Consider the following 13,501-nt stretch of genomic DNA (forward strand, 5'->3'; position numbering starts at 1 on the left):
CCTTATATATTAATAGTGACACTTTTGACACTCGGTGCCACCCAGCATTTCTACGGTTACACTGTCAATCTTGTTTTCCTTGATATCGTTGTGCAGTTTTTCGAAGATGCTGTAGTAGTTGTTTTCGGTGAACTGTACTTTGGTAGTACGGTGGCAGTTCACGCACCAGCCCATAGAGAGGTCTGCGAACTGTTTTACTTCGTCCATCTGCTGAATATCACCGTGGCAGGTCTGGCATTGTACTTTGCCGGCTACTACGTGCTGGGAGTGGTTGAAGTAAACGTGGTCAGGCAGGCTGTGGATCTTGGTCCATTCAATGGGCTGACCGGGTTTGGTATAACGGCCGGCTTTCGGGTCCCAGCCTACGTGGTCGAATAATTTCTGGATTTCCGCCGTACCGTTCACTTTTTTGCCTTCCGCGGTGAACAGCTCAGGCCCGGTGTATTCCGTAATGGCCTTGTGGCAGTTCATACACACGTTTTCTGAAGGGATCATGGCGTGCTTGCTCTTTTCTGCGGAAGAGTGGCAGTACAGGCAGTTGATCTGGTTAATGCCGGCGTGTACCTTGTGGGAGTAGAAGATGGGTTGCTCCGGCATGTAGTTCTGCTGGCGGCCCAGGCCTATAGCGCCCTGGATGGTAAAGTAACCGCCAATAACGAACAGGATCAGGATACCCAGCGCAATGTAAGCCTTGTTCTTGTAGAAAGGAACGGGCTCCAGGCGCTCGTGGCCTTCTTTCTCAGCAGCCAGTTTGTTCAGGTTGCTGTTGATCTGCATCAGTATTACCGCTACAATAGCCAGTATGAGGGTAATTACGCCGAAAAGCAGGCTATTGCTGCCTGATTCTTCCTGTACCTCACCGGCAGCAGCGCTGTCAGCGCCCGGCTTGGCCGCGCCCGGGGCCGGTACGGAGTTGACATAGGCCAGGATATTATCGATATCCTCGTCTTTCAGCTCCGGGAAAGGCGTCATGGTGAGCTTGCTGTACTCGTTGAACAGATCATTGGCATACTTGTCACCAGTAGCAAGAACGGATGCGGAGTTGCGTATCCACTGATGAAGCAGTTTTTTGTCCGGCCACCGGTCCTCTACCCCGGCCAGCGCAGGCCCGGTTAATTTCTTATGAGGATTGTGGCAGGAAGCACATTTCTGCTGAAATAGCGTCTTACCTGCAGCAGGATCCTGTGCCCGCGCAACGGAAATAGCACCAACCAGTCCCGCGCATAGGATAAGAACACTCACAAATTGCTTACGCAAACGAATGGAAACACGACGATACACAGCCTATTTAGTTTAGATTTGACCTAAGGTTTCTTAAAAGTGCCAGCAAAAATAAGACAGAATGTTGACAATTTCCCAACAATTAAAAAAAAGTTGTCCTTGTTTTGAAAGCGCTTTTTATATAATATCCGCGAGACCTGAATCTCCCGAAACTCAATTCCATGGCTAATATCAAGGGTATACCCAATAGCCGCTCCCGTTATTCTGTTATAAATTCCTGATAAAAATCATATTTCCGCAATCCATCAAATTGCGGTGTAAGAGTGATACTATTTTTGCAGTAGAAGAAAAGCCTGTTGGTTGGAGAAGAGCCTGCCTGCCGATACCAATCCTTAACAAGATATAATAATAAAGGTTGAGTCCGGCTGACCAGGGTCATTCACATGGTCTGATTATCATCATATATCAACACCGGGGAAGCTCAATTCCCTAAATTTAGGAAAAAAATACCTGAACCATAAAGACTTATCTGCCTATTTTTGCAGCTTAATAAAACAAGCGGCTTGAAAAACATTGCGATTTTTGCTTCCGGTACCGGGAGCAACGCCCAGAAGATCATAGACCATTTCAGAAGCTCCGGGCTGGCCCGGGTATCCGTTATACTGTCCAACAAAGCCGATGCCGGGGTGCTGACCATAGCCGAACGGGAGCAGATACCCGCCGTAGTAATAGATAAAGAACAGTTTTTCCGGGGAGATACCTATGTGAAACTACTGCAGGAGCTGGGAACGGACCTGGTGGTGTTGGCCGGTTTTCTGTGGAAGGTGCCCGCTAACCTGGTGCAGGCGTTCTCCGGCCGTATTATTAATATACACCCCGCCCTGCTTCCCAAGTTCGGGGGCAAAGGCATGTACGGGCATTTTGTACATGAAGCGGTGCTGGCCGCCGGAGAGAAAGAAAGCGGCATTACCATCCATTATGTAAATGAAAAGTATGACGATGGCGGGGTGATCCTCCAGGAGCGCTGCGCCATATTGCCGGAAGATACGCCAGACACACTGGCCAGAAAAGTACAGGTGCTGGAACACCAATGGTTCCCCCTAATTGTGGAACGATTATTGAAATAATTCAGAGAACCTACAGTTGTATGAAAAGATCACTACCCTTTTTCCTGCTGTTTGCCTTTTCCTGCCTGACCACTGTTGCCCAGGAAACCCGCCAGGCCCCCTTCCGCAAGGGCACCTATCTGAAAGTAAACCCTTCCACCATTATTAATGAACTGGACATTTACCTGGAACAGGACCTTTCCGAAAAGCTGAGCCTGGAACTGGGCATTACCGGCATTTATACAGATTACCCTGATTATGTGTTCTTTAAGCGCATAGACCTGGGGAGGGAAAAGCCCGGCATCACTACGGAGCAGTTTGTGGAAGGCCGGGGCCTCGGCTTCAGGGTGGGCATGAAGTGGTACCTGGTCAGGCAGGCCGCGGCCTTTAACGCCCGGGGCACCTACTTCGAGCCCGTACTCTTTTATAAAAAGATATTCTACCCCAAAGAGGACGTAGTCCTCAACAACGTCATCTATAAAGATGACGGCGATAAAAGTATATATGGCATTCAATTCCTGCTGGGCAGGCAAATGACAAGGGGAAAGTGGATACTGGACCCTTACCTGGGCATTGGCGTCAGGAGCAAGGTGTACCACTATACCAACCACTCCTCTTCCGGCGTAGCGGTGAATGTGGACCGGGGCGAGGTGGTGAACGTATTACCCAGCCTGCACCTGGGTATCAAGGTGGGCCTCAGCCTGTAAGAGCTTCTTTCTGCAAAACCGCGGCCGCTCCTACGGTTGCATAACTAATACAGGCCAGTAGCCTATCTTCCACGGTTGAACAGCCGGGCAACTTCTTTACTGCTTTGTGAACCGCACACCCAAAAACCCCCTGATACCCTGGTTGGGCGCAAATACATAGCTTGGGTCAAACGTGAGCCCGTACGGGTCTACTGACCCATCCGCATTATACCCCACGTTTTTATCGAACGGATCATGCGCATGCGCAATGGAATTGCGGGGCGGCAAAAAGTTCAGCAGGTTTTTAACACCGCCGTACAGCTCCCAGCCGCCGGCAAATTTTTTGGTCAGCTGCACATTCTGTATGCTCCATACCGGCGAGCGGGAAGGCCGGGGATCATTGGGTTGCACCGGCAGTAGCATAGGGCCGTATATGTTGCCGGTGTAGTCCACGCTCAGGCCCGCCCCGGCAAAGCTGTAAGAAACGGCCCAGGTGCCGGAGAACTTTTCCGTCAGCATGGGGCGCGTTTTTTCCCCGCCTTCCTGCTCATACACGTCCATCAGGGTAACCCCCGCAATCACCTTGAGGGGAAAGGCAAACATCAGGTCTGCATTGAGGCTCAGGCCTTTGGAAATGGCGTGGCCGGCAAGGTTATCATAAGCAATAGTATCAGGCCGGCTGTAATCAGGCATGATCTTGTTGGAAAAATAGGTGTAAAAGGCCGTAGCGTCCAGATTGAGGAAAGCATTGTTCAGCGGTATCTTTTTGGTGTAGTTAAGGTTGACGTTCCAGCTCCGTTCCGGTTTCAGCTCATTTTCGATCACCACCTCCCGCGCTCCGCTCAGGGCGGCATGGTCTTCCGTAAAAATAGACACCACCCGGTAGCCGGTACCCGCGTTCAGCCGTAATACGTTTTTGTAGTCGGGAGACCATTTATAGGCCAGCCGGGGCGTGAAAATGCTGCCATGAATGGAGTTATGGTCATACCGGAGACCGGTTAGCAGGGAGTGCTGCGGAGCAAATTTCCATTCGTCCTGCACAAATACCCCCGGCAGAAAGGTACGCTCCGGTTCGTTATGGTCTTTACCGGCAGTGGCCACCGTATTATCGTCATAAAACGTGTACCGGAAAGGAAGGCCGGCCAGCAGGTTGTGTTTGCCGGCTGTTTTGTCCCACGTAAGCTGCGCAAAGGATATTTGCTGTTTGGCCATAAACGGCACCACGCCATAGTAGGAATTTTGATCATGAAAATTGAAAGAAGCCTGCAGCATTACCCGTTCTTTGAACGGGAGCTGGTACTGGCCTATTATTTCCGCGCGACTGGTAAAAATGCTTTCGCCATAGATGCTGTCTGTGCCACGCCAGTGCTTATTCCACTGCGTTTGGCCGCCCCAGCGGTCCTCATAAAAATAGCGGGCCGCAATAGTGGCCACCCTGCCTTCCGGGCGTTTGAAGTTCCATTTGTTAAATACGGAGATGCGGTGCTGGAGGGTAACGTCCGTAAAACCATCACCGTTCTTGTCAAACGGCTGCTGGTAGTTGAAATAGTTGAGGCCCAGCAGTGCTTCCGCCTTTGCGCCAGCATTGAAGCGCATGCCCAGGTCTGCGCTATATTCCTGCCAGCTGGTGGCCATCACGTCTGCCGTAAAGGCGGGGGCGGTACCCGGAGATTTTGTGATGATATTGATCAACCCCGCCACAGCTTCTGAACCATAAAGCGTGGAAGCCGGGCCTTTTACGATCTCCACCCGTTCCACCAGGCTATTAGGGATACCCGAGAGGCCATATACCGTAGAAAGCGCGCTGACAATGGGCATGCCATCTATCATTACCATAGTGTACGGCCCTTCCAGGCCGTTGATATGAATATCTCCGGTGTTGCACACATTGCAGTTCAGCTGCGGGCGTACACCGTTTACGTTTTGCAACGCATCAAAAATACTGGGGGTCGGGTTCTTCTTGAAGAACACGGGAGAATATACTTCTACCGGCACCGGGCTCTCCATTTTGGTAACCGGCCGCAAAGTACCGCTCACCACTACTTCGTTCAGGCTGGAAGAGGTTGCTTGCAGCTGTATGGCCACCACCGTGGTACCGGTTGCTTTCACCTGTACCGGCTGCGCATAGGTAACATATCCTACAGCGCTTACCTGCAGCGTATGCCTGCCGGGCGTAAGGGAGGGTATGTCAAATTCACCGGCTTCGTTGGTGACGGTACCGGTTTTCAGATCTTTGAAACCAACGCTGGCAAAAGGCACGGGCTTGTCTGCCGCCATTACTTTTCCTTTGAGGCGCCCCTGCGCGGAAGCACCCGCCGCAACGGCCAACATTAAAACGAGGCATACTATTCTAGGGAACATTGTAAAATTTTATAAGGCAAATTTAAAACCTAAAACAATATATATCTAAATTTATTTTTAGATTAGCCTAAATTAAGTGACCATTTACATGGCAGGGAACGGGTCTGTAAACGCTCCGCCCTGTAACCAGCGGTTAACCTCCTCTTCGTTACAGAGGCAGGCGTTCAGCGCGGCGGAAACTTCTTCCTGCCGCAAGTGGCGGCCAATGATCACAATTTCATTGTAACGGTCTGCAAAAAGCGGGTGCCAGCGGTGAAGCACCGCCTGCTCCTCCGCCGCGTTCAACCCCCATTCCGCCTTCGGAACGGTACACCACCAAACACCCGCCTTGTCTGCCATGACCGAAGCGCCGGCCTGGCTCCAGTTAATAGCCGCATCAGGCCTTGAAGCTATCCAGCAAAGGCCTTTGCTGCGTAAGATGCCTGAAGGCCACTGCTGCTGAATGAAGTTCCAGAAGCGCTGCGGGTGGAAAGGAGCACGACTCCGGTATACAAAAGAGCTGATGCCGTATTCTTCCGTTTCCGGCACATGTTCCTTTTCCAGTTCCGCTATCCAGCCTGCGCTTTGCGAGGTTTTCTCAAAGTTGAAGAGGCCGGTGTTCAGTATTTCCCGCAGCGGTACCTTTCCCTGCGAGGCCTCTATAATATGCGCATCTGCATTCAGCTTGCGCAGCAATGCCTTCAAGACCTGTTTTTGTTCGGCGCTCACCAGGTCACATTTGTTCAGCACAATTACATTGGCAAACTCCACCTGGTCAGTAAGCAGGTTGGCAACCGCGCGGCCGTCTTCTTCCAGAAGAGCGCTGCTGCCGTAGTCCCGGTGAAAGTTAAAGGCGTCTACTACGGTTACCAGCGTATCCAGCCGGCTGAAAGCGCCCAGGTCTATGCCCACCTGCTCATCCTGGTAAGTAAAGGTTTGTGCCACGGGCAACGGTTCCGAGATGCCGCTGGATTCAATGAGCAGGTAATCAAACCGGTTTTCCGCGGCCAGGCGCTGTACCTCCAGCAGCAGGTCTTCCCGCAGGGTGCAGCAAATGCAGCCGTTGCTCATTTCCACCAGTTTTTCTTCCGTTTGATGCAGTACGTTTTCATTACGTACCAGTTGCGCATCAATGTTTACTTCGCTCATGTCATTCACAATAACGGCCACCCGCAATTGCTCTTTGTTGTGCAATATGTGGTTGAGCAGGGTGGTTTTGCCCGCGCCGAGAAAGCCGCTGAGTACGGTAACCGGCAGTTTGGCGCGGCGTGGCGCGCCGGGAGTAAAGGGGAGTTGCATATGTTGCGTGTTTTTTATGGTCGTTTAGATGATGTTTCAAAAAGCCGGCAAACGGGCGGGCGCCTCTTATCCTTCCGCCCCTTCACATCCGGCGGCATTTTCGCGGCTGCAAACCACGCAGTGCCGGCAGGCCTTGATATTCCGCAGATGCGCCCACACGATCAGCCCCGCTCCTGCCGCAATCACAAAAGGCTCCCAGTTTTCCGGCATCAGGAAATGCCCCGCCAGCAGACCGGCAAAACCCGCGGCAAAGAGCACCAGCGGCGCCACCCGGCGGTGATGCTTCAGGTACCCCCGCCACAGCGCGGTACAGCCCACTACAAAAGAGAGCGCCAGCAACGCGTATTCCAGGTTTTCATTTTCAAGTACTTCAAGGCCCAGCAGCGGCAGGGCGGTAATCAGCAGCGGCAGCGCCACGCAATGAACGGCGCATACCAGCGAAGCGCCTATGCCCAGCGTGTCCAGGCTCCATTTTGAGAACAGGTTCATGGGTGTTGATTTTTTTGTGGACAACAAATCTAGGATGTTTATGCAACATTGTTGCAATTTTATTTAAATTTAAGAAATAATATCAGGCGGGAGGGGTATCTTCACGCCGCAGAAATAACAGAATGCAACTATGTTGCTTTTAACATTTGAAAGGACATGATCTATACTAAAAACCTTGCTTATGCCCATCCCAACGGCGGCGTGCTGCAATTTCCCGACATGGCTTGCGCGGCCGGGGAAGTATTGCTCATAACGGGCCGTTCCGGCGCGGGTAAAACCACGCTGCTGCATCTGCTGGCCGGTTTGCTGCGGCCCGGCAGCGGGGAAATAAATGTGGCGGGCACTTTCATACAAACATTGCGGCCTGCGGCCATGGACGCTTTTCGCGGCCGCCACATCGGTATTATTTACCAGCAGTCTCATTTTATTGCGGCCCTTTCCATAGCGGAAAACCTGCAGCTGGCCGCCACCCTGGGCCATGGTGCGCAGAAGCGGGAAGAGCTGCAGGAACTGGCGGAAAAGCTGGGGATCAGCACGCTCCTGCACAAAAAGCCCGCACGCCTCAGCCAGGGTGAACAGCAAAGGGCCTCCATAGCCCGCGCGCTGATGCAACGCCCGCAACTGCTGCTGGCAGATGAGCCCACCGCCAGTCTTGACGATGAGAACTGTATGGCCGTAGCGCAACTGCTGGCAGAACAGGCGCAGCAGCAACAGGCAGCCCTGCTGATCGTTACGCACGACAGCCGGCTGAAAGAATTATTTGCCAACCAGATTATCTTATCATGATTTGTCGCATCGCTTTCAAGAACCTGCTCCACAAACCGCTATACGCCGGCCTTTGCTGGCTGCTGCTGGCCTGCAGTACAGCAGTGCTGCTGCTGCTGGTAGCCCTCAACCGGCAGGCCAAAGAACAACTGGAAAAACAGATTGCGGGGGTAGACATGGTGCTGGGCGCTAAAGGCAGCCCCTTGCAGCTCATTCTTTCCAGCGTATACAACCTGGATGCGCCCACCGGTAACATCTACCTGCGGGACGCGCAGCGATTCATGCAGCACCCGTTGGTGGAATACGCTATTCCCGTTTCACTGGGAGACTCTTATCGGGGGTACCGCATCATTGGCACCACACACGCCTACCTGGATAAATACAAGCTGAAACCCGCCGCCGGCACTGTTTTCAACAAATCAATGGAAGTAGTGATAGGCGCTACCGTGGCCAAACGCGCAGGCCTTGCGCTGGGTGACAGTTTTGCCGGCACGCACGGGCTGGGAGAAAAAGGGCATGTGCATGATGAGCATCAGTACGTGGTAAAAGGTATTCTGCCGGCTACGGGGCTTTCACTTGACCAGCTGATACTCACGCCGCTGGAAAGCGTGTGGGCCATACATGCAACCAACGTGCAGGTGCGGGAGGAAGAAGACGGTCATGATCATGATGAACACGGTCATGCGGAAAATACGGAGAACGAACGGGATGAGCACCATGCAGCTCAACCCCATGATCATGCACGAAGTGAAACCGGCACTGACCCACATGGGGAACACAGCCATGAGCATGGTGACCACCGGCCGGAGGGCGCCCATCATCAACATGCGCCTTCCGGCAAGGCCTCTGATACACCTGGCCCCCGGAACAATAGCGCGCAATTCTCCCCCAATACACAGATCACCGCGGTGCTGATGAAATTCAAAAACCCGCTGGCGCAGCTGCAGCTTCCCCGGATGATCAATGAAAACACCAACATGCAGGCTGCCGTACCGGCCATAGAGATCAACCGGCTGCAATCCCTGCTGGGTTCCGGCACGGAGGTGTTGCGCATCCTGGGCTGGCTTTTGGCCGCGCTCGCCGCCTGTAGTATATTTGTAATGCTGGTACAAGGCACCCACGAGCGCCGCTACGAGCTGGCCTTACTGCGCAGCATGGGCTGCGGCCGTAGCAAGCTGCTGGCGCTGGTAGTAGCGGAAGCCGCCATCCTGGGCATCAGCGGCATACTGGGCGGCTTTTTGCTCAGCAGGCTGGCAGGCTGGTTCCTGCAACAGCAGGTATTTACCCGGTACCATCTGAATTTTTCCGGCGCCTGGAAGGTAACGCAGGCGGATATGCTGACTGCCGGGGCTATACTGGCCGCCTGCTTACTGGCCGCGAGCTTCCCCGCCATCCGGGCGTTCCGGCTGAACATTTCTAAAACTCTGGCTAATGCTTAAAATAGAAAAGATATTCATTGCCGCCATGGCATTTACCTTCGTTTCCTGCTCCAACATTTCCCAGTGGTGCAAACATGGCAATGCCGGCGCAGGGTACCTGAACCAGCTGCTCACGCTCCGGCAGCAGGCCGGTTACACAGATGAACTGCCCGTTTCTACGGTTACCTATGAAGACACCGCAGTAAAAAAGGTGACCTGGAAGCAGCTGTCTGACGTGATCTTCAACCGCAAATGGGACGAAAAGATGCAAATGCCCATGCTCTACCCCTCTTTCTCCCGTAACATCAAGGCGCTTCATGGGAAAACCATCCGCATCAGCGGTTACGTGATCCCCGTAGAGGCGCAGGCAGGCATGTACGTGCTGTCTTCCAACCCCAACAGTTCCTGCTTTTTCTGCGGCGGGGCCGGGCCGGAAACCATTATGGCGTTGAAATTCAAATCAGGGAAACCCTCTTTTGAAACAGATGATTATGTAAGCATGCAAGGGAGATTAAGACTCAATGAGAAAAACATATACGAATTATACTATAATTTAGACGACGCCGTATTCATGGGTAAGTAAACAAACTGTGCTACCTTTGCATATTGGATTTAAGAGTGTAGTTATGTCAAAGAAAGCGATCTTTTATATCATATTTTTTGTGGTGCTGAGCATTGGCTTCATGGGTTATTCCGGCCTGATGATCAAGGAAGGTACCGGAGAATTTTTCGGGAAAGAGAAGCTGCCGGTGCTGGGCACGCCCGGCCACAAGATACAGGGTTTTACCCTGGTGAACCAGGACGGGGATACCATCACCCAGGACAATGTAAAGGGCAAGATCTATGTGGCAGAGTATTTTTTTACTACCTGCACCAATATTTGCCCGGTAATGAATAAAAACATGGAAAAGGTGTATGCGAAATACGGCAGCACGCCCAACTTTCTCATTCTTTCCCATACCTCAGACCCTGACTATGATTCCATTCCTGTACTGAAGGCATATGCCGGGAAACATGGTGCCGATTCAAAAAACTGGTATTTCCTCACGGGAAACAAACAGCACCTGTACAAACTGGCCCGCGAAAGCTACCTGGTAGATGATGGCCAATTCACGGGTGAAGACGATTTCGTTCACACCCAGTGGTTTGCGCTGGTAGACGGCGAAGGCCAGGTGCGGGGCCTGTATGAAGGCACTAAAGACAAAGATATTGAGAAGCTGATCACAGACATTGACCGGCTCATGCATGAATAAATTTGATGAACATGCTTGCAAAACAAAAAGAACTCATCGTGCAGTTGTTGCGCTCCAGTAAACTCAGTATTACGGATACGCGTGTAAAAATCCTGGAGCTCTTTCTGAAAAGTAACGGCGCGCTGGAACATGCTGATTTTGAAAAATTAAGTGGAAAATCGTTTGACAGGGTAACCATTTACCGTACCCTCCAGACGTTCCTGGATAAAGGCATTGTACATAAAATCCCTACCACAGACACTTCTGTTCGTTATGCCATCTGCAAGTCCGACTGCGGGGAACATGACCATCACGACCATCATGTGCATTTCCGCTGCGAAGAATGCGGCAGTACCCGTTGCCTGGAAGAAACAGACATCCCTGTTATTTCGCTGCCCAAAGGATATGATGCGCACAATGTGGAAGTAGTAGTGAGCGGGGTTTGCAAAGAGTGCAAATAGTTATTCTTTCTCTGTATTCACTGTAAATTCCCCCAGTTTTACCACCTGGTAGGTAAAGCCGTTGCTACGTGCATATTCCTCCACGGTATCTGCCAGCCCCGCGGCCTTTCTGCGCTCGTTCAGCTGCCCCGGTACTTCTACCGGCCATATGAACCGCATGGTTTTCCCTGTTTTTTTTATCACGCCCTCCCTTATCTGCGATCCGTACCGCTGCGCTTTCCCTTTGCGCACCAGGTCTTTGTCAGCCGAATAGGCGTAGCAGTAAAAAGGAAGATCTTTTTTGTCTGCGGCTTCTTTTATAATAGGCAGATAACGGCTGAGCGTGGCTGAGTCCGAATGCTGAATAACCAGCCAGGCAAAATGTGCCCGTTGCGGGCCCAGCGCTTTAATGCCGGGAAAACCTTCCTGCCTCGTAACGGAGTCAATAAAACGGACATTGGCAGCATCCAGGGCCAGCACTTCGTCCAGCAGGTAAAAATAAACCGTGTCCGCATCTGCGGTAATGCCTGCGGCACGGGCTATAGAGTCTTTCAGGGCCGGATGGGTCTCTACGGCCTGCAGCAGCAGACGGTATTGCTGATCTTTACGGTAAATACTGTCCATAGCCCGGGCAAGCGCAGCATTGCCCACATCCTGCGCCTGCATGGGAATGGCGGCCATAAAGGCCAAAAACAGGTATATCGCAAATTTTATCATTTTCAGGCTTCGGCCAGTACTTTCTCTATTTCTCCCTGCACAAATCCCGCCAATTCTTTTACATAAGCAGGAGAGAAATCAAAGCGGATGCCGGCAGCCGTGTACAGTTCCCGCAGCGTTCGGGTGTACCCGAGGCTGAGGGCCTTCATATAGTTGTCAAGCGCCTGGCCGGGGTTTTCCTTGTACTGTTTCCACATGGCAATAGCGCCCAGTTGCGCAATGCCATATTCAATGTAGTAGAAAGGCACTTCAAAAAGGTGCAACTGCCGTTGCCAGTTGCCGGCCCGGTAGTTTTCATGGCCGCTCCAGTCAACGTTACCCGGGCTGAACTCGTCCATGATGGCCAGCCAGGCAGCCGTACGTTCTTCCACCGTATGCTGGGGATGCTCATATACCCAGTGCTGAAACTTGTCTATAGTAGCTATCCAGAGGAAGATGGTGATGGTACGCTCCAGTTGCTGCAGTTTGGCCCGGCGCAGGTCTTCGCTGTTACTAAAGAAAATGTCCCAATGTTCCATGCTGAACAGCTCCATGCTCATGCTGGCCACTTCTGCAATTTCCATCGGGTATTCCTTAAAGGCGCTGAGCGCCAGGTTGTGGCTGAGGAAGGAATGGATGGCATGCCCACCCTCATGTACCATGGTAGTAAGGTCTTTCATTTGCCCGGCGGCATTCATAAAAATGAAAGGCACGCCTGTTTCCGCAAGCGGGCAGTTGTAACCGCCCGGCGCCTTGTTCTTGCGGCTATCCAGGTCCAGCCGCCCCATTTCTTTCATCACCTGCAGGCATTGCCCGAAAAACGGGCGCAGGCGGGTGAAACATTCAATAGACTTGCCAATCATTTCATCGCCGGTCTTGAAAGGTTCCAGCGGTTTGGTGCCAGCCGGTTCCGCTTCCGTATCCCAAGGCCTCAAAGTATCCAGGCCCAGCTTGGCCCGCTGGCGCTCCAGTGTCTGGCGTACCAACGGCAGCATGTGTTCTTTAATAGCAGTATGGAACTGTAAACAGTCTTCTTTGGTGTATTCAAAGCGGCCCAGCTCCACAAACTTGTAATCCCGGTAGTTTTCGTAGCCGGCGTTGCGCGCAATCTGGTGGCGTTTGGTAACGAGCGTGGTATACAGTTCATTGAGCGCGTCCTTGTCCTGGAGGCGGCGGGCGGCAGTTTTGGCAAACACCTCTTCGCGCAGGGCGCGGTCAGGGTTTTCGAGGAACTTGGCGGCCTGTTGCAGGGTAAACTCCTGGCCATTCACTTCCACTGTCATTTTTCCTGAAATAACACCGTACTGCTGCGCCAGCACGCTCAACTCCGCCTGTATAGGTATGTTCTGCTCGTTAAACAGCTTTACCTGTTTCTCCACGTTGCGCAGGTAGGTGAAATACAGCTGCGGGTCCAGTTCTTTTTTATAAGGAGAGGCCAGCAGTTTGCGGTTCAGCGCATCCGCGTAGGGCTGCAGTTTGGGCTGTATCTCCATGCAAAAATACGTGAAGGCTGCTTCATATTCCTTGCTGGCGGTATCACGCGTCATACGTATCTGGCGCCAGCAGGCATCTTCACTGATCACTGCCTCCAGCTCGCTGAGGTCTGCCAGCCATTTTTCCATATCTGCCAGGCTGCTGATCTCCCTGTTTTGCAGGGTCTCAAAGTACGGCTGCAAGGCTTCCCAGGTGGTAACACTGAAATCTTCCGGTAAAAAGCGCCTGGGCGGCGCTGTTATATGAGCATTTTGCATGATGGTCCCTTTGATTTAATGATATAAAAAGATAAGCCCCTTTAAAAAAAATTCCAAA

Annotated in this window: 13 protein-coding genes; 7 read left to right on the top strand and 6 right to left on the bottom strand. The window is 52.3% G+C overall.

From position 1 onward, the window contains the following. Nucleotides 1-9: 9 nt before the first annotated feature. Nucleotides 10-1,242: a c-type cytochrome gene (locus D3A97_RS06190; protein ID WP_232825868.1), complete on the bottom strand. Its 1,233-nt coding sequence runs from the start codon at nt 1,240-1,242 to the stop codon at nt 10-12. Nucleotides 1,243-1,784: 542 nt separating this feature from the next. On the opposite strand from D3A97_RS06190, the gene purN reads away from it, so the two are divergent. Beyond that, complete coding sequence (gene purN, locus D3A97_RS06195) at nt 1,785-2,348, top strand: phosphoribosylglycinamide formyltransferase (protein WP_119077518.1); 564 nt, start codon at nt 1,785-1,787, stop codon at nt 2,346-2,348. A 20-nt stretch (nt 2,349-2,368) separates the two neighbouring features. Beyond that, the gene (locus D3A97_RS06200; protein WP_119077519.1) at nt 2,369-3,034 is read left to right on the top strand and encodes a hypothetical protein; all 666 of its coding nucleotides are present in this window, start codon (nt 2,369-2,371) and stop codon (nt 3,032-3,034) included. 96 nt (nt 3,035-3,130) lie between these two features. On the opposite strand, the gene D3A97_RS06205 is transcribed toward D3A97_RS06200, so the two are convergent. The 3 genes from D3A97_RS06205 to D3A97_RS06215 all read right to left on the bottom strand — a co-directional run bounded on the left by D3A97_RS06205 (nt 3,131) and on the right by D3A97_RS06215 (nt 7,141). Beyond that, nucleotides 3,131-5,374: a TonB-dependent receptor gene (locus D3A97_RS06205; protein WP_119077520.1), complete on the bottom strand. Its 2,244-nt coding sequence runs from the start codon at nt 5,372-5,374 to the stop codon at nt 3,131-3,133. A gap of 84 nt (nt 5,375-5,458) precedes the next feature. Then, entirely contained in the window at nt 5,459-6,652 is a 1,194-nt protein-coding gene (locus D3A97_RS06210) for a GTP-binding protein (RefSeq protein WP_119077521.1), read from the bottom strand. A 66-nt stretch (nt 6,653-6,718) separates the two neighbouring features. Next, on the bottom strand, nt 6,719-7,141 hold the full coding sequence (locus tag D3A97_RS06215) for a MerC domain-containing protein (RefSeq protein WP_119077522.1): 423 nt from the start codon (nt 7,139-7,141) through the stop codon (nt 6,719-6,721). 156 nt (nt 7,142-7,297) lie between these two features. Here D3A97_RS06215 and D3A97_RS06220 point away from each other — a divergent pair, with 156 nt between their 5' ends. The 5 genes from D3A97_RS06220 to D3A97_RS06240 are packed head-to-tail and all read left to right on the top strand — an operon-like array spanning nt 7,298 to nt 11,017. Continuing rightward, nucleotides 7,298-7,927: an ABC transporter ATP-binding protein gene (locus tag D3A97_RS06220; RefSeq protein ID WP_119077523.1), complete on the top strand. Its 630-nt coding sequence runs from the start codon at nt 7,298-7,300 to the stop codon at nt 7,925-7,927. Further along, nucleotides 7,924-9,345: an ABC transporter permease gene (locus tag D3A97_RS06225; RefSeq protein ID WP_119077524.1), complete on the top strand. Its 1,422-nt coding sequence runs from the start codon at nt 7,924-7,926 to the stop codon at nt 9,343-9,345. The genes D3A97_RS06220 and D3A97_RS06225 overlap by 4 nt, the downstream gene beginning before the upstream one ends. After that, the gene (locus tag D3A97_RS06230; protein ID WP_119077525.1) at nt 9,338-9,907 is read left to right on the top strand and encodes a DUF3299 domain-containing protein; all 570 of its coding nucleotides are present in this window, start codon (nt 9,338-9,340) and stop codon (nt 9,905-9,907) included. Before D3A97_RS06225 ends, D3A97_RS06230 begins: the two co-directional genes overlap by 8 nt. Before the next feature lie 43 nt (nt 9,908-9,950). Next, nucleotides 9,951-10,577 carry an SCO family protein gene (locus D3A97_RS06235; RefSeq protein WP_119077526.1) on the top strand — a complete coding sequence of 209 codons (627 nt, stop codon included), beginning with the start codon at nt 9,951-9,953 and terminating at the stop codon, nt 10,575-10,577. A gap of 11 nt (nt 10,578-10,588) precedes the next feature. Then, nucleotides 10,589-11,017 carry a Fur family transcriptional regulator gene (locus D3A97_RS06240; RefSeq protein ID WP_119078460.1) on the top strand — a complete coding sequence of 143 codons (429 nt, stop codon included), beginning with the start codon at nt 10,589-10,591 and terminating at the stop codon, nt 11,015-11,017. Here D3A97_RS06240 and D3A97_RS06245 read toward each other — a convergent pair whose 3' ends face one another. Next, nucleotides 11,018-11,713, bottom strand: a complete 696-nt coding sequence (locus D3A97_RS06245) for a DUF6624 domain-containing protein (RefSeq protein ID WP_119077527.1) — start codon at nt 11,711-11,713, stop codon at nt 11,018-11,020. Nucleotides 11,714-11,715: 2 nt separating this feature from the next. Next, nucleotides 11,716-13,443, bottom strand: coding sequence for a M3 family oligoendopeptidase (locus tag D3A97_RS06250; RefSeq protein ID WP_119077528.1), 1,728 nt, complete (start codon nt 13,441-13,443; stop codon nt 11,716-11,718). Nucleotides 13,444-13,501 lie beyond the last annotated feature (58 nt).

The sequence above is a fragment of the Chitinophaga alhagiae genome (assembly GCF_003568665.1).
GTDB lineage: Bacteria > Bacteroidota > Bacteroidia > Chitinophagales > Chitinophagaceae > Chitinophaga > Chitinophaga alhagiae.